Raw genomic sequence first — 24913 nt, forward strand, 5'->3', positions numbered from 1 at the left:
AATAGAATCTGGCCAAATCCTTGAGATTCATGCCACAGATAAAGGAGCAAAAAGTGATTTAACGGCTTGGACTAAATCTGGCGGACATGAACTATTAAAAAATACGGAAGAAAATGATGTTTTAAAGTTCTGGATCAAAAAGGGATAAAAAAAGGGAACCGCTCTAGGTTCCTCTTTTTTTGAAGGGGGTCAACTATGGATCTTGCTTTTATTCTTACCATATTCTTAATTGGGGTTTCGGGTTCGTTTGTTTCAGGAATGCTTGGTATTGGCGGGTCCATTGTCATTTTTCCTATGCTGCTATATATTCCGGAGGCATTGGGGATAGCCCAGTTTAGTGCCCATGAAGCTTCAGGGGTTACTGCCATCCAAGTTTTTTTTGCAACACTTGGCGGTATATGGGCCTATCGAAAAGGTGGATTCCTGAATCTCTCCCTAATCAGCTACATGGGGGGCAGCATATTAATTGGAAGTTTTTTTGGCGGATTTGGATCGATATACCTGGAAGAAAGCAGCATTAATATCGTTTATGGAATTTTAGCTATAGTTGCAGTCATTTTGATGTTCGTTCCTAAAAAGGGGATTGATGACAAACCAATGGAACAAGTTGAATTCAACAAGGGTCTAGCTGTGTTCCTTGCTTTATTTGTAGGTGTCAGTGCAGGCATTGTAGGTGCAGGGGGTGCATTTCTGTTAGTCCCGATGATGTTGGTCTTCTTAAAGGTTCCGACAAGAATGACAATAGCTTCTTCATTGGCGATTACATTTATGTCTTCCATTGGAGCAACAATAGGAAAAGTTACCACAGGACAAGTAGATTATTTCCCTGCTGCAATAATGGTTATCGCAAGCGTAATTGCTTCGCCTTTGGGAGCTGGTGTCGGAAAGAAAATAAATACCAAGGTGTTACAGATTATCTTGGCATTATTGATGGCAGGAACAGCGGTAAAGATATGGATGGATATCCTTTAGTTAGGAGTGCGTAAAAGAGTATCCAAGAAAAAGTCCTCATTTGAAAAAATGCGGGTAGGGCATACAATGTGGGTGAAAGTAGTAAATGGGGGAATCATTGGTGTCTTATTGACCATATCCGTTTTCTGTTTCTTTACCGAACGTAATACTCTGTTTAGGAATTAAAGAACAGAAGACCCAAAATGATGATTTATATAGGAGAGATGTGATATTTTTAGAAAAGAGGGGTTATCAGACATTTTCCAGGATAGAGTAGGAATGCTTCTTGTATCCCAGTCCCCGATACCGCATTATGGGAATTTACCATAGATAAAAAAGTTATGATACTTCATTCGATTCAAATGGAAAGCGACGTGGGTATCGAATTTTTAAAAGCGAAAAAGGTTATTGGAGTTGGCTGTTTTCTGACTAATTAAAGAATATAGGAGGAGTACCATTATGGAATACAGTGCTCAAATGAAAAATAGAATGAAAAGAATTGAAGGTCAAGTTAAAGCATTGATACGAATGATGGAAGAACAAAAAGATTGCAGAGATGTAGTTACCCAAATGTCAGCAGTAAGAAGCGCTATGGATAAAACAGCTGCGTTGATTGTCAGTACAAATCTTGAACGATGTATACGTAAGGAACAGGAAGCTGGTGAAAGCTCTGAAGATTTAATTAAAGAGGCGGTAAATTTACTTGTGAAAAGCAGATAAATTTTATTATCTTGATTTAAAATATATTTTTTGGGTATTCCTATACGGGTACGGGTTAGGTAATTGGAAAGAGCTGAATTAAGGCTTAAGAATTGGTAAGAGGAAAACCCTTATACTGGAGTTATCAATCCTTTAATTGCAAAGGTTTATAAAGGAGGAATTGAGTTGTTTCATTATACGGTAGAAACAAATAAATCAATGGAAGAGGCAGTTGAATCTTTGGAAGCAAGTTTGAAGTATGAACAATTTGGAGTACTATGGCAATTTGATATAAAGTCTAAATTACAGGAAAAGGGTTTAGACTTTCATCAACCATATCTGGTGCTGGAGGTTTGCAATCCTAAAGAGGCCCAACGCGTTTTAACTCAAAACCAGATGGTCGGCTACTTTTTGCCTTGCAAAATAGTTGTATATGAAGATCAAGATGAAGGAAAAGTTAAAATCGGTTTACCTAGACCAACTGCTTTAATCGAAATGGTCAACGATAATTCGCTCAAAGAATTTGCAGCAGGTATTGAAAAACGACTTATAAATTGTATTGATAAAAGTGTTTAGTTAACAAACCACTAACATAAAACGATAGAGGTAAGTGCGTAGCATTACCTTTATTGTTTTTATTTTTTATCTCCATACTCCCCTTTCACGGTTAGCACATAAAATAGCTAATAAGTTCTGTGATTGACGTTTTCGCTTTCCTCTGCATACTATTTTTCAGAGACCATTTATCCGTCGAACGAGAGAATGCTTGTTAAGGAAGGTTTCCTGGAAAAGAATCGGCGGAAAAACATATACTAACAGCACTTGAGGACTATTACGTGAGCAGAGGAGAAGATGTACGTTGGAAAATGTATTACTGGCATTCACCCTCACATTGATGGCAGGCTTGGCCACCGGAATCGGCAGTCTGCTTGCATTTTTTACTTCCACTACCAATACGAAATTTTTATCTTTATCCCTCGGTTTTTCTGCGGGAGTCATGATTTACGTCTCCATGATCGAGATTTTTGTAAAAGCTCAGGATGCTCTGGTGGGTGCGTTAGACGACGAGCTTGGGCACTGGCTCACCGTTGTCGGCTTTTTTTCAGGCATGTTGCTGATTGCATTGATTGACAAAGTGATCCCGAAGCAGGGAAACCCCCATGAAGTGAAAAAAGTCGAAGATATGTCCAAAACAAAACAGACTGTTAGTGATCCGGCACTGTTGAAAATGGGAACTTTTACTGCTTTGGCAATTGCCATCCACAACTTTCCTGAGGGAATTGCCACTTTTACATCTGCATTGCAGGATCCCGGTCTTGGCCTGGCAATAGCAGTTGCCATTGCCATTCATAACATTCCGGAAGGGATTGCTGTATCGGTTCCTGTTTATTTTTCCACTGGGGATAAGCGAAAAGCTTTCAAGCTTTCCTTTTTATCCGGTTTATCCGAACCAATCGGCGCTATTGCTGCTTACTTTCTTCTTATGCCGTTTTTAAATGATGTCATGTTTGGCATGATATTTGCGGCCGTTGCAGGTATCATGGTATTTATTTCACTGGATGAGCTGCTTCCCGCTTCCAAAAAATACGATGAAGCACATCTGTCCATTTATGGACTGATTGGCGGAATGGCAGTCATGGCGCTCAGTCTTTTATTGTTTATATAGCCCGCTTTCAACGAATGGGCTTCTCGAATCAGGTAGTCATCTTGAGAAAATAAAATGCTTGTAGAAAAACTGATGGTTTTTCTACAAGCGAACTCTGTGACTTTTACATTTTACTTGATTTTTATGACAATTTTTCCCCGGGCATGATGGGTTTCACTGAGCTTATGTGCATCCCGGACTCCCTCTGTACTTAAAGGAAAGGTATGGCCTACGTTTGCGGTCATCTTCCCGTTTTCCATCAATTTTCCCAGTTCTGCTAACTGACTTCCGTCTGGGTTAAGCCAAAATGAGCTTGCTTTGATGTTCTTTTGAGCAGCGAGTTTCTTGTCGGGTTCACCGACGATGGAAATGAGTTTGCCACCTTCCTTCAAAACTTGAAAGCTCTTCTTCTGAATATCTCCGCCCATTGTATCGAGAACAATGTCATAATCTTCGAGTACATCCGCAAAATCTTCTTCCTGGTAGTTAATAAACCTGTCCACACCTAACGTTTTAAGGAGATCCTCATTTTTGCCGCTTGCTGTAGAAGCGACATAGGCTCCGAAACTTTTGGCGATTTGGATGGCAAAACTTCCTACCCCGCCCGATCCGGCGTGTATGAGTACTTTATCGTCTTCTTTAATTTCCGAAAAGTCAACAAGGCACTGCCACGCAGTCAGGCCGGCCAAGGGCACTGCTGCAGCTTCCTCAAAACTCACATTCTCAGGCATTTTTGCCAATAGTTTTTCATCGATCGCTGTATATTCAGCGTAAGTACCATTCCGGGTAGTAGCCGGTCTGGCAAATACGTGATCGCCTGGTTGAAAATGGGTTACTTCTGATCCAATCTCCTTTACAACCCCCGCGGCATCCCACCCCAGGATGATTGGAAATTCAAAGGGCAGCATTTCTTTTAAATATCCCTCTCTCAGCTTCCAATCGATGGGGTTTATAGATGTGGCGTGCATCTCGACTAATACTTGGTTTTCCTCGATTGCCGGTGTTTCCATTTCTGTTTCGTATAATTGATCAGCTGATCCATATTGATCGATGATGACTGCTTTCATATTTATCCCTTCTTTCTATGGTTTCGTTCTTAATGTTAACCTTTTTCCCGAATAATACTTTTCCCATTCAACAAAAGGGGATTTCTATGGCTTTATTGCTTTAGTAGTGAAGTCTCACATTTTCTAATAGCAAAAGAGCCTTTTATTATTTACCCGCTGTCTATGCTATTAATCGGGATATACAGCATAACGAATTCGTTAGTGTTACACAATCAAACAGCTTTCGTGATAATTTTTGTTACTTTCTACCTGTATTTGATACAAAATTGTAATATTGAGATAATATTTCTGTCATTTTGTAGTGATATACTACTAACTGCAACCAATAGATTAACAATAAAAATAGATATCAACTACTACGAGAGAGTTCATACATAGAAAAACGTTTTGTAAACAAGGGGACTAGGGGGGAATAGCATGCTTACGAGAAAGTGGATCGGAATCAATGCTGCCGTCATGATTTGTTTTGGAAGCGTAATCGCTGTACCGGCGGTTTCTGCAGAAACGAGCCTGGAGGACGAGCAAAAGCAGGTACAGAACGAAAGATCGGAAGTGCAGGCAGACATCAACGCAAAACAAGCGGAGATTGAACAGGTCCTTACGGAACTGAAGGAATTAAACGAACAAATCAATCGTGTAGAGCAGGCAATTATCGACAACGAACAAAAAATCGAAGATACAAAAACAGAAATTAAGCAAACCAACCAAGATATTGAAGAACTCGAAGCTGAGATTGCCGAAATCGAAGAAACAATGGAAAAGCGGTTCGAAATACTGAAAGACCGTGCGAAGACGTTGCAGAAAAATGGTGGAACCGTCAGCTACATGGAAGTAATTTTGGGATCGAAAAGCTTTGGGGATTTTATTGACCGAGTGAACCTTGTTTCGAAAGTCATGGACTCAGATGCAGACCTGCTCGAGCAACAGGAAGCAGATAAAGAAAAATTAGAAACAAAGCGCCAGGATATGGACGACAAGCTGGCTGAATTAAATGAAATGAAGACGGAATTAGAGGGCATGCAGGCCCAAATTCTTGAACAAAAAGAACAAAATGAACAATTAAAAGCAGAACTGAAAGAAAAAGAACAGGCAACTCGCGATGAAAAAGCATCGTTGCAGGAAAAAGATCAGCGATTAGCTTCGGAAGAACAGCAAATAAAACAAGATATCGAACAACGGGAAAAGCAGGAAGCGCAAATCCAGGCGATGAGTGTGGAGCAGCCCCGTAACAGTGATTCACAGTCTTCCAGCAAATCATCCGGTAAGTCATCTTCCGCGGCTTCAGCCAGTCCAAAAGCTTCTGGAGCAAGCGGAAATATCAGCACGGTAATTTCAGCGGGATATAAATATATCGGTAATTCGGTTTATGTATTCGGAGGAGGAAGAACAGCTTCTGACATCGCGAACGGCCGTTTTGACTGTTCCGGATTTGTCAGTTGGGCATACTCTCAAGCAGGTGTCAATTTGCCTGCCAGTACAGGTGCTTTAACCGGTGCAGGGCGAAAAGTTTCAGCAAGTGAGATGAAACCTGGCGATTTAGTATTCTTCAATACATACAAAACAGACGGCCATGTCGGTATTTACATAGGTGGCGGTAACTTCATCGGTTCACAAAGTTCAACTGGTGTTGCTGTTGCTAATATGTCCAGTGGTTACTGGAAGAATCATTTCAATGGGCGCGTGGTCAGAGTAATGAACTAGACGGTTAAATGAAAAGTTAACAGAGGACTTTCCATTTTGGAGAGTTCTCTTTTTACGTTAAGATGGCATTAATACCATCAAGCGGAAGTTACTGTTATGCCCGCTTTTTAGCGGATATTTTTATTGCCAGCCGGGTAATAACAATAACTAAGTGTCACACATTCCAATGTTATTGAGCTGAGATAGCGGAATGCAGGGATCCTAACCAGACTTATCAATCAACGATTAACTAGCGAGGTGCTATTGTGAAACGGCTTTGTGTTATATTATTACTACTTTTTTCCCAGTTAGGGATGGCTATAAACATCGATGCTGCAGAATGGGATGAAGAGCTTCTGAGCGAATCTGGCATCTTGATAGATGCGGCTTCGGGACAAGTCCTATATGAAAAAAATGCAGACAAAACGATGTATCCCGCCAGCTTGACCAAAGTAGCTACGGCGATTTATGCCATTGAGACTGCCGATCTGGATGAAATGGTAACTGTGAGTGCCAAGGCGCGCGCGGTAGAGGGAACCAGGGTTTATTTGGAGGAAGGCGAACAGGTGCCGTTAAAAAAGCTGATTCAGGGCATGCTGATTAACTCTGGAAATGATGCAGGTGTAGCGATTGCTGAACACTTAGGGGGGAGCTCTGAAGCTTTCTCCAAAGATTTAAACAGCTACCTGCAAGCGGTAATTGGGGTCCGAGATACACATTTTACAAATGCACATGGATTATTCAATGAAAACCACGTGACCACAGCAGCCGACCTGGCGAAAATTACGCAGTATGCAATGAATAATCCCACTTTCAGGGAAATTTTCGGCACGCAAAAACTGGAGTGGGAAGGTGATGCGTGGTCTACGACGCTTTACCATCACCATAAGATGATGCGGGAAGATCCATATGATGGAATAACCGGTGGAAAAACGGGTTATGTCGACGAATCGGGCCATACATTGGTCACAACCGCAGAGCGTAATGGTCTTCATCTTATAGCTGTAACATTAAAAGCGGAATCTCAAAATGGGGCTTATCAAGATGCTGAAGCATTGCTTGATTATGGCTTTGACAATTTTGAAACGATCACTGTCCCGGAAGGAACTGAATTCGTAAGTGAAAATGATACTACCTATACTGTCGATAATGATATTGTTTATACCGCTTTAAAGGACCAGGAAGCAGAGCTTTCGGTTAACAATCAAGGTACATTAAACATTGATCAGGATAAACAGTCATTGAGTACTTCTTTTTCTTTAGAAGGAGACGAGGATAGAGAAGGAAAGCATGAAGTTCAAAAGGCAAATACTAGTCAACCGGACAAGCAGTCAAGTTTCTCTTATATATGGGTGGTGGCTTTGGCCGCAATTTTTTTAGTAGCGATAAGAAAATCGATAAAGCGAGTCCGTAGGTGAGAATATCAAATAAGCGTAAATACAGGGATGCGTAGTATATGCACCCCTGTATTTTTTTGCATAAGGGCATGATTCTAAGGAAATTCCGCATACTAACAGAAGAAAAACAATGAACAAAGGAGTAATCGAGTGAACAACTTTGACGGCGTGTTATTTAGCGGTGAGTTTTCTGATGATGATGAATTATTCTATTTACGTCGGGTGAAAAATTTGCAAACGCAATCCGTCCTGTCCAACAGGCAGCTGGAACAGCTTCATCACTATTTATCCAGACAAAACAGCAGGAAGGAGAGCTGTACCATAACGGTGAATGATCAAATCCCGATTCTGTTGAATCAAGAAGAAGCAAAGCAATTGTTATCGGAACTGGATGAGATTATCGCGCACTTATAAGCAACCGAAAGAATGATAGGAGGAATGAACATGACAAACGATCGAAAAGACCAAAAAAAGCAAGCGGAAAAAGTAGCCGAAAAAATGTATGATCCCTCTGACTACCAAAAAAATGATTCATTATCAAAAGGGATGGCTGTAACACACGAACAAGTCTCCGACAATTATACAGAGGGGACGATAGAGGGAGCAATCGATGAGGTGGATGAGAATGGTAATTTAATCAGCCATCAAGGAAAAAGTATTTCCAGTAAGAGAAATTGACGAAAGGAGACAGGAAATGGCTAGAAGAAATAAAATTCTTGTTCCTGAAGCAAGAGAAGGGTTGGACAGGCTAAAGGCAAAGGTAGCGCATACACAAAATCCGGAAAATGCAAGGTATGAAACAGCCGAGGAGCAGGGTATTGATCTGAAGCATGGATACAACGGAGATATCAAGGCGAAGGATGCCGGAAAAATTGGTGGCAAGATTGGCGGGAATATGGTTAAAGAAATGATTGAAATGGCGGAAAAGCAAATCCAAAACAAACAATAAATTTTTCGGACAGTTTATCCTTCTTCTTTAGAGACCTCATTCACGGATAAAGGAATGGGGAAAGAGGAAGACTGTTTTAACGTGGTTAACGATAAAACGGCAGTTCCTTTTGTTTATTAAAGGAACTGCCGTTTGTGTATTTAACAGTGCTCGTTATATGCCTCCGATAGATTAGAGACGATTTCTTCGACTTCATGGTCTTCTATTTCTTCGCGAGGGATAAAGTGAAGAACTTTTCCGTCTTTCATAATAGCCATGGAAGGGGAAGAAGGTTCAATTCCAACAAAGTACTCACGCATGCGGGATGTTGCTTCCCGGTCTTGTCCAGCGAACACAGTCACCAGGTTATCCGGCTTTTTGCCGTTGTTCAATGATTCTCTTACTGCCGGTCTAGCAAGGCCAGCCGCACAACCGCAGACAGAATTGACTACCACCAGGGATGTACCATCAGCAGATTGAATAAATTCATCGACTGCCTCAGGAGAGGTCAATTCCTTGAAGCCTGCTTCTGTCAATTCAGTTCTCATGGGCTGGGAAATTTCTTTCATATATTGTTCATAGGGATTCATTTTCTTTCCTCCTCAATCAGTTTGTTTTGCGTTGCTTCAGTCATTTGGCTCCAAACCGAGCCTTTTGCCTTTTCGCCGCCTTTAATCCGTTCTAGCGCAAGATTTACTTGCATTCTCACTTCGAATTCTGGATCATCGCTGGCTGCTTCCAACGCAGGAATCGCGCTTTCATCTCCGGTCTCATATAAAAACATGGCGGCACGCCAGCGTACGAGTCGATTTTTGTCTTTTAACGATTCGGCCATTTGTGGAATAGCTTGAGGAAAGCCGAGATCGGAGAGACAGTCTCCCGCGGTTCGCCGGACCGTTACCACTTTATCCTGGAGCGCTTTATATAAGTACGGCAGTACGGCAGGGTCTTCTATCATACCTAGATAAGCGGTTGCCAAACGACGAACGGAGGCTTTTTCATCCTGTAGTGCTTTATCTAAAAATGGCAAATCCTCTGTATCCGGTTCCCCTAATCTGTCTAAAGCGGCATATCGATTTTTCCAATCAGGGTCGTCCAGTATTTCCAAGTTTGGCCGCTGTTTTAGGGATGCCGTCTCTTCTTCCTGATTTCCATTCTGAAAAGCTTGCTTTACCAGTTTTTTCAGACGTTCTTCATCATAGGTAGCTGAAATTTCCTCGACTATAGCTTCACCGATTTCTTCGAGGCTTCCGTAACGGGGGCTTTGTTCGACCCATTTCCGTTCCATTACCATATTCGGAGAGGCAGTGGATGCTTCCATTGCTGCATCCATGAACCGCTGGGGCAGTCCAAATCGCTGCTCTTGGCCACCCTCTTTCAGTTTCACCTGCATCGGTAATCCTCGGAACATCTGAACGAACACGTTTACTTCCCCAAAAGTATCTACAGGTGTTCGAGTGGATTCAGCACTGCCGTTGGTTTCAGGCTGTTCCTCCCCAAATACTTGTCTCGTTGCCGGGAGTATGGTTTCCCATGCGCTTTTTGGATGGCGTTCCAACGCTAGAAAATCGGCGACACGATAAATTCCTTTGACACCGTCTATGTTAAACAATGCTTGAATGTATTCAGGAGCAGTACTTAAGTCATCTCCTTTTTTATAGTTCCGGTTTTGCCCTGCTGGTAATTCCTCATCGACGTTGATTTTCATCGAATGTGGGCTGGGAGTAGGCTCTATCGATATTATCTTCATTCAAATTCCCCCTTTCAAGCCTTCTTGTTTGCGATTTTACCAGATTTCACCCCGATTATCCATTATCCTGAAAGGACGGAAGTTAGAAGAAAGCGATATACCGACTAGGAAAGGATGCTGTTCCGTTGGCAAAAAACAAGAATCCAATGACTCGGAAAGAGAGGTTGATTTCTTTTCAGCACCCATCGTTTTGGTTATAGTAATAACTGAAAAGGAGGAATGACAAGATGCCAAAACAAGTAATCATTTATAGTCAGGAAACCTGCAGTCCTTGCCATGCAGAAAAAGAGTGGCTAAAAGATAATAAAATCGAGTTTGAAGACCGAGACATCAGAAGAAATTCGGAATATATGAATGAAGTGATGGCTCTAGGGGCGAGTGCGACCCCGGTAACTGTTATCAAAGAAGCGGATGAGCAAGAGGTTGTCATGGGATTTGACAAAGAACGCTTGTCCGTTTTGTTGGGAGTTTAAAATACCTAGTTGATAGGAAAGAAGAGCACGTGAAAAGCCCGGTTGTATGCGTACAGCCGGGCTTTTTTGTGTGTAAGGCATCCGTGAATGATAAGGAAATTCAGCAACCCCTTAACTTCCTTGTTCCTTTCAAGGGGAAAATTCAGATTATTTTCGCTAGTCCGTTGACAGATGAAAATAATCTGATAATATAGGGATAGCTAATTGATAATGAATTTCATTATTGATTAAAATAAATAAGCATTACATAGGTGCAGTCGGAAAGTGAAGGGTTTTGTTATGAAGTTACGGTACTTGTCATTGGCATTAGTGGTACTATCCATGACGTCTTTATTTATCGGAGTGACAAGTTTGTCGCCTTCCGATCTATTCCATCTTGATGATAGTCAGCTTGAGATTTTATGGGTGAGCAGGATTCCAAGATTGATTAGTATTATCATTGCAGGAATGGGAATGAGCATATGCGGCTTAATCATGCAGCAACTCAGCAGAAATAAGTTCGTTTCCCCAACAACAGCAGGAACCATTGATTCAGCCAGATTCGGAATTCTGATTTCGCTAATGCTGTTCTCTTCAGCCGGTCCTTTGCAGAAAATGCTTGTTGCCTTTTTCTTTGCCTTATTAGGAACATTTATTTTTATGAAAATACTCAGTAAGGTGAAGTTCAAGGATGCGATTTTCATTCCGCTTGTCGGATTGATGTTCGGTAACATTGTCAGTTCGATCACAACATTTTTTGCCTATAAAGAAGATTTGATTCAAAATATGTCATCCTGGCTGCAAGGTAATTTCGCCCTGATTTTGCAGGGGCGGTACGAGTTACTGTACATTAGCATCCCTTTGTTGGCCGTTGCCTATCTTTATGCCAATCGGTTTACGATAGCTGGAATGGGCGAGGAATTTTCCACCAATCTTGGGTTGAACCATAAACAAGTAGTCAATATCGGACTGGTGATTGTCGCGCTGGTCACCACGGTTGTCGTACTGACTGTAGGGATGATTCCGTTTCTCGGGTTAATCATTCCGAACATCGTGACGATTTATCAAGGGGATCATTTGAAAAAAAGCCTTACTCATACTGCTTTGCTCGGTGCCGCATTTGTCCTTGCTTGCGATATCATCGGCAGGGTACTCATTTATCCTTATGAAATTGCCATCGGTGTTACCGTCGGCGTTATCGGCAGCGGAATCTTTTTATATCTGGTACTGAGGAGAAAGGCATATGAGTAATCGAAACAAATTGATTATACTAACAGTCATGGCTGTTGTACTTATCCTGTTGTTCCTGTTTGGCAGTGTTGGGAGCAATTGGGGTTACATATTGCCGAGAAGAGCAACAAAGATATTGGCAATTGCGCTCACCGGCGCCGTGATCGCATTTTCCACTATTATTTTTCAAACGATTACCAACAACCGGATTTTGACACCGAGCATTATCGGATTGGATTCGTTGTATCTACTGATTCAGACGTTTATCATTTTTATATTTGGCTCCAATAGTGCCATGGTTTTAAACAAAAATTTCAATTTCCTTCTTTCTGTGGTATTGATGATTTTGTTTGCCGGTGTGCTGTATAAGCTGCTCTTTAAACAGAGTGGAAAAAATATTTATTTATTACTGCTCGTCGGGCTGATTTTCGGCACTTTTTTTGAGAGTCTGTCCACTTTCATGCAAGTATTGATCGATCCGAACGAATTTATGATTGTCCAGAACAAAATGTTCGCCAGCTTTAACAATGTTAATACCGATTTACTGACCATTTCGTTTGTTCTGGTTTTGTTGATTGCCATTTATTTTGCGCGGTTTTCCAAGTATCTTGATGTGATGTCCTTAGGAAAAGAGCAGGCAATTAATTTAGGTGTCGACTATGATTATGTCGTTAAACGAATGCTGGTAATCATCGCGATATTGGTGTCGATATCCACGGCACTGGTAGGACCGATCACATTTCTTGGTCTGTTGGTGGCAAATGTCGCTCACGAGTTTTTAAAAACCTACCGCCACCGTTATTTGATCCTAGGATCTGTTTTGATCAGTATCGTTGCTTTGGTCGGCGGCCAGCTGATCGTTGAACGGGTATTTACCTTCTCAACGACCTTGAGTGTCATTGTTAACTTTGTCGGTGGAGTTTACTTTATCTATCTTTTATTAAAGGAGAGTAAAGCATGGTAGTTGTAAAGGAAGTTTCCAAACAATACGGGACGAAAAACGTTGTGGACAATGTGTCGATGACTATACCAAGAGGAAAAATTACTTCTTTTATCGGTCCGAACGGGGCAGGAAAAAGTACGCTGTTGTCGATGGTCAGCCGTTTAATAGCCAAAGATCATGGTGAAATTTTGATAGATGGCCAGGAAGTAACTGAGAGTAAAAACAAAGAGCTGGCCAAGAAAATATCGATATTGCGTCAATCCAATCATATAAGTCTCCGATTGACTGTGAAGGAACTGGTCAGCTTTGGTCGCTTCCCATATTCTCAAGGGAAATTGACGAAAGAAGACAAGCGATTTGTCGACGAAGCCATTGCTTACATGGAATTGCAGGATATACAGGATAAATTCCTGGACCAGCTTAGCGGCGGCCAGCAGCAGCGGGCTTACATAGCAATGGTTATTGCCCAGGATACCGAGTATATTTTGCTTGATGAACCGTTGAACAACTTAGATATGAAGCATTCCGTTCAAATCATGAAAGTCTTGCGCAGGCTGGTAAATGATCTCGGCAAAACGGTTATTCTTGTTATTCATGATGTGAACTTTGCTTCCGTCTATTCCGATTATATTGTGGCATTGAAGGACGGAAAGATTGTAAGTAAAGGACCGACAAATGAGATTATTGATAAGGCAGTCCTAAAAGAAGTATATGATATGGATATTGACATCCAGGATATCGATCAATGCAGAATTTGCCTTTATTTTTCTTAACAATGTGTAGCACAGGATAGGGGAATGTACTATTTTTTCAGTAATATTGCCATTGTAATCCCGAACGGCAGCCAGACGGTGGGCCCATGTAATAATTGTCCGGTAAATGTTGTCCAGGATTGGCAGTGGAAGATACAAATCATTACCCTATCTTTTATAAATAATTTAGTTAGAGGTGAAAGAAAATGACAAAAAAATTCACGGTGCTAGTTTCCATTCTTATATTGGCTTTGTTTACAGCTGCCTGTGGCAGTCAAGGTTCTTCCGATGATAATGCCTCCGCTGCATCCGACAGTGGGGAAAAACAGAGTGTAACAATCTCGGTGGAGCATGAATTAGGAAAGACGAAAGTACCGGTTAATCCGGAAAAAGTAGTTGTTTTTGATTTTGGAACTCTCGATACATTGGATAAACTTGGAATTGATGTGACGGCTGTTCCAAAAGAAAATTTGCCTTCTTATCTGTCGAAATATGATAGTGATGAGTATAAAAACGCTGGAACACTTTTTGAACCGGATTTTGAAAAATTAAGTGAAATCGATCCAGATTTGATCATCATTTCCGGCCGTACTGCTGAAGCATACGATGATTTGAACGAACTGGCACCTACCATCCATCTCGGTGTCGATACGACAAGGTACATGGACTCTTTCAAGGAAAATGCAACCGTCTTGGGTGAAATTTTCAGCAAGGAATCTGAAGTGGAAGCAGAATTGGCTGAGATCGATGATCAAATTTCCACTTTAAAAGAAAAAGCTTCTGCAAATGGGGATAACAGTTTGATTATCCTGACGAATGATGGCAGTATCAATGCTTATGGTCCGGGTTCCCGGTTCGGCTTGATCCATGATGTTTTTGGATTTCCAGCCGTTGATGAAAACTTAGAAGTATCTACCCATGGTCAAAATGTCTCTTTTGAATACCTGGTGGAAAAAGATCCTGGCTATTTATTTGTTGTGGACCGTAACCAAGTAGTAGGTGGAGAAGACTCTGCGAAAAAAACATTGGAAAACAAATTAGTGCAAGAAACGAAGGCGTATAAAGATAATCACATTGTCTATTTAAATCCCGATTATTGGTACCTTTCCGGCGGAGGATTAATCTCAGTATCGGAAATGGTGAAAGAAGTCTCGAGCAGTGTAGAATAAGGACACATACACCGGATTCCCTTTGGGAGGTCCGGTGTTTTTTGTTCCATCAGTCGTATTTAACGATTAGGGTGCAAGCGGCTGTATTGGGGATAAGAATTTGTTGAATTATGTCGAAAATAGTATATAATGGATGAAACCCATCTGTAACTTTATGCTTAGTCGGAAAGGACTAGCTAAAGGGAACTCTTTAGAAAAAAAGGACACAAAAGCCAGGGTTTAAAGCTATGTTGCCTGGCTGCCGGAATCTTTTGACTAGTTTATTATGGCTATGCGAAAAGATCCCGGCAGCCAATTTTAATAACAGCGTTTGAACATGCAGAAAAAAGAGGTGAGTTTCATCGTCACTAGTGAAAAAAATCGAGTCATAAAAGAGTTGTACAACGAAACGTTAAAGTCCATTCAAACCGTCATCCCCTTGGAAGCGGAGGTAGGCAAAGCGAAAGTAATAAAAGAATCCTTGCCTGTTCCTTTTGGGGTGCTGATTGATGTAACGGGAGATATACAAGGTACACTTGTCCTGAAAGCAAATGATCACTTATTTGGATCGATTGGTGAAGCTATGTTTGGCATGCCTCTGGAGGGAGAAATGCTGCATTCTTTCTCAGGAGAGCTTGGCAATATGATTGCGGGTAGTGTGTCCACGGGGATATATGCAACCGGACTGCAAACCGATATTACTTCTCCATTGGTGGCATCGGAAGAAAATATGGTAGTCGAAAATTTTCACCATGCCATACAAGTGGAACTGACTTATCAAGCAATCGGAAAGATGGAGATTTGCTTGTTGGTTCAATGAGCAGACAAGTTAATAGGCTAGTAATAACACCCATAGCACTGTTTGAATACATGAAATTCAGAGTGAACAAGACGATTCCAAGCCCGCCGGAAGGATTGGCAAGGTCTCGTTTATGACTCCAAAAAGTATTTTTATATCGTAAATAGTTTTTCTTTACTAATATGGCAAAGAAAATTCGCGTAGCCCGTAAGTCAATAAATGGCAAACGGACTGCGCCTGTTTTTTAACAAGGATTTCAAGGTATCTTTCCAATTTTAAGAATGAGCGGCTGCCTGTTTGCGCAACATTATCTTTTGTTTTAGCTTTTTGACATATGGAAGCAAATAACTGATCAACATACCGCTGAATAAAGCGTTAATCAAGGTACCTGGTCCAATTGTTCCGCTGCATAGAAAGGCTAGAAAAACCAGAATGATACTAATCAAAGCTCTTGAATACGTGACGCTCCACCCTGTTATTTCGGTAATGACCATCATGGAGCGGTCCATTGGATTAGGAGCAATCCTTGATTGAAGATAAGTTGCAACCCCAATTGCCGTGCACCCAAGTCCGGCAGCGAAACAAACAGACTGTCCGAACAACGTATCCGGTTCCACTTGCCCGTCTAATATATATACCCAACCATCGATGCCTGCTCCAGTAATGAAAGAAGTAATTAAGGCACTGTATTCAGGGCGACTCCTTTTTGCCAAAGCATTGCCAAGAATCATCGACAAGCCGACGACAACTTCCCAGGATCCTATTGTCAACCCGAAAGTGCGATACAACCCGACCAACAAAGCATCAAAGGGAGACGTTCCCAATTGGGATTGGATAGTTAGTCCAATACCTAATGTGAGAATGATTAACCCGGCTAAGTAAAAAGGGCTTTCCCGTTGAAGTGTCCGCATGGTAAAATTCCCCCTTTTTCACGTTCCTTGTTTACTATATCAAAGTACGGTAGATGCTTACAGGTAAAAATTTGTGGGACGCGTGATACTGCCACCCAAAATGTTTCTGTTTTTCCAAAGTCCAAGTAAAGCGAAGTGGAAAGTTTGTATTTTCGGAAAATGCTTTTGTAAAATAGTAGAAGATGCAAACACTATTGGTCAATAGAAGGACAGGAGTGGTAAAGGTGTCATATTTCTTAAAGTCTTTTATCCAAAATGATCGACAGCAGGAATTATTGGAGACAGCTGACAAGCTGGCGGAAAAGTTGAAACGAAGAACCGAAGAAACAGAACTGAGTGCTCAGTTTTCTCCAGACAATCTTCATGATTTGAAACAGGCAGACTATGTTACACTGCCGCTTCCGGAGAGGTTTGGGGGAAAACAGATTAATTTAAGTGAACTGTTGTTGATGCAGGAAAAGTTGGCGGAAGGAGATGGCTCAGCTGCATTGTCCATAGGCTGGCATATGGGAGTGGTGATGGAGCTTAGTGAACAACAGTTATGGCAGCAGGAACAGTTTGAAGCTTTTGCCCGGGAAATTGGTGAAAAAAAACTGGTTGTCAACCGCGCGGCATCGGAGCCGGCAACCGGAAGCCCCACCAGGGGAGGTATACCTGAAACCAAAGCAGTCCGACAGGGTGAAAACTACGTTGTCAATGGCAGAAAAACATTCACAACCATGGCCAGTGTACTCGATTACTATCTCGTGACTGCTTATATAGAAGAGAAAGACGCCGTAGGCTCCTTTTTGATTCCCCGTAATACCCCGGGTGTCCACGTTGAACATACTTGGGATACAATGGCGATGCGCGGCACCGGCAGTGATGATTTAGTCCTGCAGGATGTCCATATACCTGAACAGGCTCTAGTCGAAGTCAATAAAGGAAAATCGTCCAAACCGAAGGGCTGGCTGCTGCACATTCCAGCATGTTATCTGGGAATTGCAGTTGCTGCACGTAACGATGCAGTTGCTTTTGCCAAAAGTTATCAGCCAAACAGTTTGAATACGCCTATTTCTGAAGTGCCTCATATCAAGCAAAAAATCGGCGAGATGGATTTGAAACTGTTGCAGGCTCATTATTTCATGTACGGGGTCGCACGCCAATGGGATGAATCACCAGGATCGAGAGACCAGCTCGGGGCGGAACTTGCTGCTGTAAAAACTTCCGTTACCAACGCAGCTAATGAAGTAGTGGACTTAGCATTGCGAATTGCAGGCGGCAGGGGGCTCTCCAAGCAATACAGGTTTGAACAATATTATCGAAACGTGCGGGCAGGACTTCATAACCCGCCAATGGACGATATGGTCATTCAAATGCTTGCCGGAAAAGCAGTCAAATCTGTTTAAAAAAGCAGTCTGTGCCTGCGAGGCCACTGAAAAAGTCCTTTTAATCTTCCGCGAATCGCTTGTCGGTGGATGCTGGCCGCGGGCACGGCCACAGCCACAGCTAACTTGGTCAAGAAGTTCACTTGACCAAGTGAATCCTCGACTCGCGCTGTTCCCCGCAGGCGTCACCACCGCTCGCTTATCGTGGAATTACCAAGGACCAATCTCTCTTTGATTTAAAAAAGAAAATCACTCTTTTTTCTTGTACATGAATGGTACATAAAGCATAGACACGGATATGAGGTCGCTTCATCTTTGGGTCTAAAAGGCATGCGCATTAAGGTGCGATGGAGATTTTTACGGCAAACGTAAAACGAATCGTTAAACTAATGAAGGAATAGAGGCACAAACCTCTAAAATTAGACGAAAAGCGGTCAGTGTGGAAATTAATTTCCGCACTGACCGCTTTTTTAAAATTCTACCTATCATAAAACTTCAGTTTTTCAGTGGCCACGTGCCCGCAGGGTGTTTTTTTCATCAAAAGAAGAAGAGGCCAAGTTGATACCCGACTAATGCGGAAAAAATACCGCCTGCATAAGTAACTATCGTGTAGAAGAGAAATGCTTTTTTTTGATTGTCAACATGTAGTTGGACTGCTTCCAGCTTGAACGTGGAGAAAGTCGTAAAGGCACCGCAAAATCCCGTTCCTGCCAAAACAAGCATATATTCTCCCACGTCCAGGCCGTTGAAGAAACCGAGCAAAAAAGAACCGATAATATTTACAAACAAGGTGGCTGCCGGAAAGGTAAATGAAAAATTCCGTTTTACATATTGGCTGATAGCAAAACGGGCGACAGCGCCAATAAACCCGCCGATAGCTACCAAGATAAATAATAACACATTCATTCCGATTCTCTCCTTACGACTGCCTGATACCCTAGTCTGCTCATAGCAAGACCACCGAAAATACTCAAGAAAATATACAGGATGGCCAGAGACAGCCTGCCGTCCATGTATAAATCGACGGTTTCAACACTTAATGTAGAAAATGTAGTGAAAGAACCGACGAACCCGGTTCCAATTGCCGATTTGGCCGTGAGAGAAAGCCTGGCAGTACTGAGAATGGAGCCTGTCAGCCACGCCAACAGAAAACTGCCTGCCAAGTTGATGATCAAAGTAGTAAAAGGGAAGACGGTGTCTGCCTGGTAAAAAAGGATCCCGATTCCATAGCGCAGCATGGCCCCCAGTGAACCGGCTAACCCGACATAAAGATAAATCACGGCGAAAAACCTCCAATATTTTCCAATTCAAAAATGACTCCTGCCAGGGAAGTGTACTGGCAGGAGTCATTAGCCTATTGGCAGTTACAGGTGAACCCCATCACCTATCGATGCATTTGTTAATATATATATAGTATCATTTTAGCAGCGGGATGCAAATCATTCCGTCTCTAATCGACTTAGAACTGCCAGAAACCAAGAGAATCGAGGAGGGATATTTCTATATGCGCTCGCTTACGAATGATTCCCCTTATACTTTTGAGGAAATGGAAGCAGATATTCGTATGTTGGAAAGTCGCTATCCGGAAATCGTTCAAGTGGTTGTTATCGGCAAATCAGTCGAAGGGAGATCCTTATATGCCGTAAAACTGGGAACGGGAAAGGCAAAGGTGCTTTTGAACGGCTCCCATCATGCGAGAGAGTGGCTGACCACCTATTTATTGATGGACATGGTGGCAGACTATTGTCGGGCATGGTCTGAAGGAGATACCATCGATGGGTTCAATCTCAATGATATTCTTTCCAAAGCGACGATTTGGTTTATTCCGATGGTCAATCCGGACGGTGTTACCCTCGTTCAAAAGGGACTTGAAGCCACACAGAAGCCAGAAAAAGTTTTACAGCTCAATCATAACCAAAACGATTTTACCGAATGGAAGGCTAACATAAGAGGGGTCGATCTGAATAGGCAGTATCCGGCTGGTTGGGAAACAATCAAACCTGTCTCCGACAGACCTGGACCAATGAACTATAAAGGTCCCTATCCGCTAAGTGAACCGGAAGCAAAGGCCATTTACGAATTTACGAAAAGAGAAGGCATCCAAATGGCAGCAGCCTACCATTCTTCTGGAGAAGAAATATATTGGAAATATAAAATTGATGGAAAGTTACTGGCTGCAACTTTTGAAATCGCCCAAAAATTAAGCGAAAAAACAAGTTACCGCCTTGTAGATCCTGGTCCTGAACCAAGCGGGGGTGGATACACGGATTGGTTTTTAACCGAAATGAAGAAGCCGGCGTTCACTCCTGAAATTTCTCCCTATATTGGTCCCAGACCAGTGCCAGTCGAAAATTATCCGATAATCTGGAAGCAAAATCAGGCGGTCGGGTTACTTCTTGCAAGGGAAGCCTGCCAGCTTCTCGACAATTTTTAGTCACTCTGCCTGCCCGCTCAACATGGCCAGCATGTCCCAGAGATCTTTTACTCCTGTGACAGCTGGCGCAAGAGGCGGAAGGTTATTCCTCTTTCTTCTCCTCTTTTTTATCATCCTGTAACTCGATAATATCCTGCCCTTCACTTTCATCAGCGAATTCTGTTTGCAGACGGGCCGTCGTTTGTCTGTTTGTCTCCTCATAATCCGGTTCCTCATCGAGTACTCGGTTTTGCATGTACATATGGAAAATCACTTCTGCCGCAGCAATAAACAAGGCTGAAAACAACGAGGCATTCACTACAGCGGTGTCTGTCCCGATAAAGAAGGTGCTTAGCAGCCACACCGAAGCAAATGCCAATCCGAAGTCGGCGATGGATGCTGTCAAGTTCCCAAAACGAGGCAGGATGAATAGATCTCCCAGCAAGTATGCCACTCCTGTTACAAGCAGGGTGATAAAGAAAATATCTCCTACAGACGCTGTATAAAAAATGCCTAAAATAGAGTAAAGAACAATCCCGGTAACAGCAAATTTGATGACAAGTGCTCTTACATGTTCCATTGTATTCTCTCCTTTAGAAAATGGATTTAGTTTCACGCTTATTCTGTACAAAACACGGAAAATTATTGACCGAAGTAAAAAAACATATCGAACGCCGTTATTAAACGAAGAAAAATAGAGAAAACACAAGCAAAAAGGTTGTGATGTACGCTTACATCCCTATTTGTCTTTTGTGTATTTGTGTGGTATGATTCGGCTTGTTTTTAACGGACTTGCTTTCACGTAGAAAGTTAAAATAGAAGAGAAAGAGGTGCAGTATTGAATTTTTCTGCAATTAAACAGAATTGGTTTGGCAATATCAAGGGAGACATATTAGCTGGTGTGGTCGTTGCCTTGGCATTAATTCCGGAAGCAATTGCTTTTTCGATTATTGCTGGTGTTGATCCGATGGTCGGTTTATATGCTTCCTTTTGTATTGCTGTCGTAATTGCTTTTGTCGGCGGCAGACCGGGAATGATTTCTGCTGCTACAGGGGCTATGGCTTTAGTTATGGTGACATTGGTGGCCGAGCATGGGTTGCAGTATTTATTGGCTGCTACCATTTTGACCGGAATAATTCAAATTGTCATGGGGATTTTTAAACTCGCCAAGTTCATGAAGTTTGTCCCTAGGTCGGTTATGATTGGGTTCGTCAATGCGCTGGCTATTTTGATTTTCACCTCTCAATTACAGCATTTTGTTGGAGAGTCCTGGCAAATGTACGCGATGGTGGCCGGTGCGTTAGTCATTATTTATGTTCTTCCACGGTTCACCAAAGCTGTGCCAGCTCCGCTTGTAGCAATAGTCATCATTACATTGGTTGCGGTTTTTACTGGAAGTGAAGTTCGCACTGTCGGTGATATGGGGGAACTCACTCAAGCATTGCCGATATTCTTACTTCCGGATATTCCGTTCAATTTAGAAACCTTGATGATCATTTTCCCTTATTCCCTGGCTCTCGCGGTAGTAGGATTGCTTGAGTCTCTGTTGACCGCTCAAATCGTCGATGATATGACAGATACAGAAAGTGATAAAAATAGAGAAACAAAAGGACAGGGAATTGCCAATGTCGTTGCTGGCTTCTTTGGTGGAATGGCAGGATGCGCCATGATTGGTCAATCTGTTATCAATGTAAAATCGGGAGGAAGAGGACGGTTATCGACACTGACTGCCGGGGTTTTTTTAATGGTCTTGATATTGGTTTTCAATGATTTACTCGTTCAAATTCCGATGGCTGCCCTGGTTGGTGTCATGATAATGGTGTCTATCGGTACCTTTGACTGGTCTTCTCTCCGGAACTTGCACTTGATGCCGAAAACGGACGCAGTTGTAATGGTTGTTACGGTGGGGGCAGTGGTATTGACCCACAATCTATCCATCGGTGTCCTGGCCGGTGTTGTACTGAGTGCTATCTTTTTCGCCGCCAAGATTTCCAAGGTACACGTCCGTAGCTTGCAGGTGGAAGATGGTCGTAAAAAAATCTACGTAGTAACCGGCCAATTGTTTTTTGCATCCGTCACTGAATTTGTAGCTGCTTTTGATTTTAAAGAAGGCTACGAGGAAATAGAGATAGACTTAAAGGCAGCACATCTATGGGATGATTCAGCAGTCGGTGCAATCGATAAAGTTGTGTTGAAGTACCAGGATAATGGAAAAAAGGTGAAGATAGTTGGATTAAACGAAGAAAGCTCTATGTTGGTCGAGAGGCGTTCGGTGTATCATAAACCGGATGCGAAAGCGGCCAATCATTAATGGAAGTGGACAGGGTGCTATAAGGCGCCCTGCCTTTTTTTTGCCGGAAAAAAGAATACTTCAGCTTATTCCATTTTTGGTATAATGGATGCAGTTAAATCAACATGTTGCAGGACAGTGAATGTTTAATAAAATATTACTAGCTTCAGACGGTTCGGAACATGCAATCAGAGCATTAGATAAAGCATTGCTTTTAGTCAGAAATAATTCAAGCGCTTTCATTGAAGTTGTGTTTGTAATCGATAGAGAGCAATCGAGGGCTGACGTTTTGCATAATTGGAATTCAGCGGATTTGGAAAAGAAACGGAAACAGAAGTTAGCATTTACTGAACAGAAGTTAAAGAAAGCCGATGTGGATTATCAAATCACCATTCTCCATGGCGAACCCGGTCCTACCATTGTAAAATACGCTAATGAGAAAGAATTTGATGTGTGCGTGATTGGCAGCCGGGGATTAAATTCTCTGCAGGAGATGGTATTGGGAAGTGTCAGTCACAAAGTGGCCAAGCGCGTAAAGTGTCCGGTTATGGTTGTGAAATAATGGAACAATAAAAGAGCGGACAGGAGGTAACTGAACTGACCCAGCAAAACGGGACAAGAAAAAACACCTATGCTGCTATAGTCCTGAATTCTACAGGACTGTAGCAGTTTAATTTTGAAAACGGTCGTATGTAGTTGTAATAATACATGTAAGATTCTACTTTTTCTAGTACAATAGAGTTTGTAAGGAGCACTCTATTTTGAGTGTTGAATTCTTCCGACTTTAGCGAGGAATGGAAGGATTCGATTACGGCATTATCAAAGCAATTTCCTTTTCGGGACATGCTTGTGGTAATGCCTTTTTCTTTAGCCAGTTCCTGAAAAGCATAAGAGGTGTACTGAGCACCCTGGTCACTATGCAGAATAACTTCATGAGTTTCTCTTCCTTTACAAGCAGCTTCTAATGTATCTAACACAAGCTTAACATCTTGGGTGTCACTAACTTTATAGGCCATGATTTCGTTATTATACAAGTCCATTATGGTTGATAAATAAAGCATTTTTTCTCCATAAGGCAAGTAAGTGATATCTGTAACCCATTTTTGATTAGGTCGGTCCGTCTTAAAATCCTGTTTGAGAAGGTTTGGTACCACAAACTTGCTTTCACCAGCAATGTAAACCTTTCTTTTCACTTTCACTTGGCATTGAAGGTTATACTTTTGCATGATTTTTTGTACTGTCTTTCGGTTCACCATCATTTTGTAATCATTTTTGAGAATACCCCTTACGTTTCGATGTCCCACCCTAAATGAAAGACTTTGACAAATACCTATAACTAATTGATGGAGAAGGGGCAACTCAGCTGATATCCTCTCCTTCCAACGATAATAAGTTGACCTTGGAATCTTGAAGCATTCACAAATAGTAGTGATCGTGTATTTCTCTTTATAAGCTTCTACGACTTCAACGAATACTTCTGGAACCACTTCCTTTCGATTTCTTGGTACTTTCCCGACAATTCATCTCGCATTTCATAATACTTCACTTTTTTCCTTAACTGATTTATTTCACTATCATCATCAGGCCCTTTTCCAAAAGCATATTGTTTTCCAATTGGTTGAGCCAACCTGTGCTCCTCTCCATTCCTAAACCATTTCGTCCAGGTTTTGATCTGTGTCTCATTTTTAATGCCAAACTTCTCCATAATCTCCTTGTTCGTGAGTTCTCCAGAAAGCTTTAAGCGTATAACTTCTCTCTTGATTTCTTCAGGATAAACCATCTTCTTTCCCATAACAAAAACACCTCCAAATGTCGATAAATACTTTTATACGACTCTGGGGGTGTTTTTTCCTGTCTCATATTATTGGGTCACTCTAGTAACCTCCTAATCTGCTCTTTTTTCTTGCTCTATTTTTGTTTTTTTCTTTCTGAAGACGATAAATTTCATCAATAGAAAACTGGTAGAGAATGAAAGAAACATTGCTGCTCCTTTGGCAATGTTATGTACGAAAAAGCTTGATAATGGCAGTCCGGAAAACTGCAGCAGCTTGCTCAAACCGATAAAAACCAAGTTATTGATTATCCATGCGACAACCGCCTGCAATGAAAATAAACTGATTTCTTTGGTATTGATACGGGCATGGTGACTGAATGTGTATTTCACGTTCCATATGTAGGAGTTTAAAATCGCCAGAAAATAAGCAATGGTGTTAAAGATAAATAACATGCTTGTTTCCTCTGTCGGCCATTTCCATAATAACAGGTTTAACACGCCAATATCGATCACAGCATTGGCGATACCGATAAAACTGAATTGAAGTATCTGTGCTTTTATTTTTTTTGCCATATGATCCTTCTCTTTCCGCTAATTAGTGTCAGTTTATCATGTTTCTGCCTGTCCGTAAAAATACATTTTCCAATGATTCTTTAACCTGTGGAGTAAGTGGCGAAACAGGTTTTAATAGCCTGACGAATGGATACACACTTTATA

At 41.8% G+C, this 24913-nt stretch carries 29 protein-coding genes and 1 riboswitch; of the genes, 20 read left to right on the top strand and 9 right to left on the bottom strand.

The features are described 5' to 3' along the window. The 5 genes from BN1067_RS09925 to zupT all read left to right on the top strand — a co-directional run. On the top strand, positions 1-148 hold a 148-nt coding region (locus BN1067_RS09925; protein WP_199868508.1), incomplete at its 5' end, for a sulfurtransferase TusA family protein. Between the two features lie 47 nt (positions 149-195). Beyond that, entirely contained in the window at positions 196-972 is a 777-nt protein-coding gene (locus BN1067_RS09930) for a sulfite exporter TauE/SafE family protein (RefSeq protein WP_053218703.1), read from the top strand. A 438-nt stretch (positions 973-1410) separates the two neighbouring features. After that, on the top strand, positions 1411-1671 hold the full coding sequence (locus tag BN1067_RS09935) for a metal-sensitive transcriptional regulator (protein ID WP_053218704.1): 261 nt from the start codon (positions 1411-1413) through the stop codon (positions 1669-1671). 165 nt (positions 1672-1836) lie between these two features. Continuing rightward, complete coding sequence (locus BN1067_RS09940; protein WP_053218705.1) at positions 1837-2226, top strand: DUF302 domain-containing protein; 390 nt, start codon at positions 1837-1839, stop codon at positions 2224-2226. 283 nt (positions 2227-2509) lie between these two features. After that, positions 2510-3316, top strand: coding sequence for a zinc transporter ZupT (gene zupT, locus BN1067_RS09945; protein ID WP_110943417.1), 807 nt, complete (start codon positions 2510-2512; stop codon positions 3314-3316). Positions 3317-3426: 110 nt separating this feature from the next. Here the strand turns inward: zupT and BN1067_RS09950 are convergent, their stop codons facing one another. After that, on the bottom strand, positions 3427-4362 hold the full coding sequence (locus BN1067_RS09950) for an NADP-dependent oxidoreductase (protein WP_053218706.1): 936 nt from the start codon (positions 4360-4362) through the stop codon (positions 3427-3429). A gap of 417 nt (positions 4363-4779) precedes the next feature. On the opposite strand from BN1067_RS09950, the gene BN1067_RS09955 reads away from it, so the two are divergent. From BN1067_RS09955 to BN1067_RS09975, 5 genes are all read left to right on the top strand, one after another. Further along, positions 4780-6063: a coiled-coil domain-containing protein gene (locus BN1067_RS09955; protein ID WP_053218707.1), complete on the top strand. Its 1284-nt coding sequence runs from the start codon at positions 4780-4782 to the stop codon at positions 6061-6063. A 245-nt stretch (positions 6064-6308) separates the two neighbouring features. Continuing rightward, positions 6309-7460, top strand: a complete 1152-nt coding sequence (locus tag BN1067_RS09960) for a D-alanyl-D-alanine carboxypeptidase family protein (RefSeq protein ID WP_324777881.1) — start codon at positions 6309-6311, stop codon at positions 7458-7460. A gap of 129 nt (positions 7461-7589) precedes the next feature. Continuing rightward, positions 7590-7853 (top strand): hypothetical protein, encoded by a 264-nt coding sequence (locus tag BN1067_RS09965; RefSeq protein WP_053218709.1) that lies wholly within the window; start codon positions 7590-7592, stop codon positions 7851-7853. A 30-nt stretch (positions 7854-7883) separates the two neighbouring features. Continuing rightward, positions 7884-8117: a YozQ family protein gene (locus BN1067_RS09970; RefSeq protein WP_053218710.1), complete on the top strand. Its 234-nt coding sequence runs from the start codon at positions 7884-7886 to the stop codon at positions 8115-8117. A gap of 16 nt (positions 8118-8133) precedes the next feature. Then, positions 8134-8388, top strand: coding sequence for an alpha/beta-type small acid-soluble spore protein (locus tag BN1067_RS09975; protein ID WP_053218711.1), 255 nt, complete (start codon positions 8134-8136; stop codon positions 8386-8388). A gap of 140 nt (positions 8389-8528) precedes the next feature. Here the strand turns inward: BN1067_RS09975 and BN1067_RS09980 are convergent, their stop codons facing one another. Beyond that, positions 8529-8957 carry a BrxA/BrxB family bacilliredoxin gene (locus tag BN1067_RS09980; RefSeq protein WP_053218712.1) on the bottom strand — a complete coding sequence of 143 codons (429 nt, stop codon included), beginning with the start codon at positions 8955-8957 and terminating at the stop codon, positions 8529-8531. Continuing rightward, entirely contained in the window at positions 8954-10117 is a 1164-nt protein-coding gene (locus tag BN1067_RS09985; RefSeq protein WP_053218713.1) for a conserved virulence factor C family protein, read from the bottom strand. Before BN1067_RS09985 ends, BN1067_RS09980 begins: the two co-directional genes overlap by 4 nt. A 227-nt stretch (positions 10118-10344) precedes the next feature. Between BN1067_RS09985 and BN1067_RS09990 the strand changes: the two genes are divergently transcribed. The 6 genes from BN1067_RS09990 to BN1067_RS10015 all read left to right on the top strand — a co-directional run bounded on the left by BN1067_RS09990 (position 10345) and on the right by BN1067_RS10015 (position 15462). Next, positions 10345-10590: a glutaredoxin family protein gene (locus BN1067_RS09990; RefSeq protein WP_053218714.1), complete on the top strand. Its 246-nt coding sequence runs from the start codon at positions 10345-10347 to the stop codon at positions 10588-10590. 279 nt (positions 10591-10869) lie between these two features. After that, positions 10870-11820, top strand: coding sequence for an ABC transporter permease (locus BN1067_RS09995; RefSeq protein ID WP_053218715.1), 951 nt, complete (start codon positions 10870-10872; stop codon positions 11818-11820). Beyond that, positions 11813-12763, top strand: a complete 951-nt coding sequence (locus BN1067_RS10000) for an iron chelate uptake ABC transporter family permease subunit (RefSeq protein WP_053218716.1) — start codon at positions 11813-11815, stop codon at positions 12761-12763. The genes BN1067_RS09995 and BN1067_RS10000 overlap by 8 nt, the downstream gene beginning before the upstream one ends. Continuing rightward, positions 12757-13515 carry an iron ABC transporter ATP-binding protein gene (locus BN1067_RS10005; RefSeq protein ID WP_053218717.1) on the top strand — a complete coding sequence of 253 codons (759 nt, stop codon included), beginning with the start codon at positions 12757-12759 and terminating at the stop codon, positions 13513-13515. Before BN1067_RS10000 ends, BN1067_RS10005 begins: the two co-directional genes overlap by 7 nt. Positions 13516-13700: 185 nt before the next feature. Continuing rightward, complete coding sequence (locus BN1067_RS10010; protein ID WP_053218718.1) at positions 13701-14663, top strand: siderophore ABC transporter substrate-binding protein; 963 nt, start codon at positions 13701-13703, stop codon at positions 14661-14663. 316 nt (positions 14664-14979) lie between these two features. Beyond that, positions 14980-15462, top strand: coding sequence for a chemotaxis protein CheX (locus BN1067_RS10015; protein ID WP_053218719.1), 483 nt, complete (start codon positions 14980-14982; stop codon positions 15460-15462). 254 nt (positions 15463-15716) lie between these two features. Here the strand turns inward: BN1067_RS10015 and BN1067_RS10020 are convergent, their stop codons facing one another. Next, entirely contained in the window at positions 15717-16352 is a 636-nt protein-coding gene (locus tag BN1067_RS10020; protein ID WP_053218720.1) for a YczE/YyaS/YitT family protein, read from the bottom strand. A 224-nt stretch (positions 16353-16576) separates the two neighbouring features. Here BN1067_RS10020 and BN1067_RS10025 point away from each other — a divergent pair, with 224 nt between their 5' ends. Then, positions 16577-17740: an acyl-CoA dehydrogenase family protein gene (locus BN1067_RS10025; RefSeq protein WP_234400665.1), complete on the top strand. Its 1164-nt coding sequence runs from the start codon at positions 16577-16579 to the stop codon at positions 17738-17740. A 516-nt stretch (positions 17741-18256) separates the two neighbouring features. Here BN1067_RS10025 and crcB read toward each other — a convergent pair. Together crcB and BN1067_RS10035 are read right to left on the bottom strand one after the other, a co-directional pair. Continuing rightward, a complete protein-coding gene (crcB, locus tag BN1067_RS10030) occupies positions 18257-18625 on the bottom strand; it encodes a fluoride efflux transporter CrcB (protein WP_053218722.1) in 369 nt (122 codons plus the stop codon). Continuing rightward, on the bottom strand, positions 18622-18999 hold the full coding sequence (locus BN1067_RS10035) for a fluoride efflux transporter FluC (protein ID WP_053218723.1): 378 nt from the start codon (positions 18997-18999) through the stop codon (positions 18622-18624). Before BN1067_RS10035 ends, crcB begins: the two co-directional genes overlap by 4 nt. Positions 19000-19052: 53 nt before the next feature. Then, a riboswitch (Fluoride riboswitch) is annotated at positions 19053-19113 on the bottom strand. A 110-nt stretch (positions 19114-19223) separates the two neighbouring features. Between BN1067_RS10035 and BN1067_RS10040 the strand changes: the two genes are divergently transcribed. Next, entirely contained in the window at positions 19224-20153 is a 930-nt protein-coding gene (locus BN1067_RS10040; protein ID WP_053218724.1) for a M14 family metallopeptidase, read from the top strand. A gap of 82 nt (positions 20154-20235) precedes the next feature. On the opposite strand, the gene BN1067_RS10045 is transcribed toward BN1067_RS10040, so the two are convergent. Beyond that, positions 20236-20712 carry a YndM family protein gene (locus tag BN1067_RS10045; RefSeq protein WP_053218725.1) on the bottom strand — a complete coding sequence of 159 codons (477 nt, stop codon included), beginning with the start codon at positions 20710-20712 and terminating at the stop codon, positions 20236-20238. A 258-nt stretch (positions 20713-20970) separates the two neighbouring features. Here BN1067_RS10045 and BN1067_RS10050 point away from each other — a divergent pair, with 258 nt between their 5' ends. Together BN1067_RS10050 and BN1067_RS10055 are read left to right on the top strand one after the other, a co-directional pair. Further along, entirely contained in the window at positions 20971-22443 is a 1473-nt protein-coding gene (locus tag BN1067_RS10050) for a SulP family inorganic anion transporter (RefSeq protein ID WP_053218726.1), read from the top strand. Positions 22444-22564: 121 nt separating this feature from the next. Then, positions 22565-22984 (top strand): universal stress protein, encoded by a 420-nt coding sequence (locus BN1067_RS10055; RefSeq protein WP_053218727.1) that lies wholly within the window; start codon positions 22565-22567, stop codon positions 22982-22984. Positions 22985-23051: 67 nt separating this feature from the next. On the opposite strand, the gene BN1067_RS10060 is transcribed toward BN1067_RS10055, so the two are convergent. Together BN1067_RS10060 and BN1067_RS10065 are read right to left on the bottom strand one after the other, a co-directional pair. Next, positions 23052-24214, bottom strand: a protein-coding gene (locus tag BN1067_RS10060; protein ID WP_110943419.1) for an IS3 family transposase whose coding sequence is annotated in 2 segments (ribosomal slippage) — positions 23052-23938 and positions 23938-24214 — 1164 coding nt in all. Because the reading frame shifts where the segments join, the coding sequence is not laid out codon by codon here. 93 nt (positions 24215-24307) lie between these two features. Continuing rightward, positions 24308-24769, bottom strand: a complete 462-nt coding sequence (locus tag BN1067_RS10065; RefSeq protein ID WP_053218729.1) for a GtrA family protein — start codon at positions 24767-24769, stop codon at positions 24308-24310. Between the last annotated feature and the right edge of the window lie 144 nt (positions 24770-24913).

Source organism: Virgibacillus senegalensis (assembly GCF_000821245.2).
Lineage (GTDB): Bacteria > Bacillota > Bacilli > Bacillales > Amphibacillaceae > Sediminibacillus > Sediminibacillus senegalensis.